Source organism: Pyxidicoccus caerfyrddinensis, from assembly GCF_010894405.1.
Lineage (GTDB): Bacteria > Myxococcota > Myxococcia > Myxococcales > Myxococcaceae > Myxococcus > Myxococcus caerfyrddinensis.
The window spans coordinates 1-434 of sequence record NZ_JAAIYA010000144.1 but is presented as its reverse complement, the minus strand read 5'-3'; the positions used below and the strand labels follow the sequence as shown (position 1 = coordinate 434).

Annotated in this window: 1 protein-coding gene; it reads left to right on the top strand. The window is 67.1% G+C overall.

Annotated elements, in window-relative coordinates; all coding sequences use genetic code 11:
• On the top strand, window positions 1–434 hold a 434-nt coding region (locus G4D86_RS51905; protein ID WP_164003115.1), incomplete at both ends, for an SDR family NAD(P)-dependent oxidoreductase.

The window sequence follows — 434 nt, the reverse complement described above, 5'->3', positions numbered from 1 at the left end:
CGGGCGGCTGGACCTGCTCGTCAACAACGTCTGGGGAGGTTACGAGCAGTATGACGGCCCCGACTTCGACCTGCCGTTCTGGGAGCAGCCCACGGAGAAGCGCTGGCAGGGCATGTATGTCGCCGGCCTGCGCGCGCACTTCCTGTCGAGCCGGTTCGCCGCGCCGCTGCTCATCGTGCGCAAGGCCGACGCGCCTCCGGGCCTCATCGTCAACACGGTGGGCTGGGCCTACGGCGAGTACCTGCGCAACCTGTACTACGACGTCGCCAAGTCCGCGATCATCCGCATGAGCTTTGGCATGGGGCTGGAGTTGAAGAAGCATCACGTCGCGGCGGTGGCCCTGGCACCGGGCTTCATGCGCACCGAGCGAGTGATGGCCGAGCACGCCAAGGGTCCCTTCGACCTGAGCGGCACCGAGTCACCCGAGTACGGAG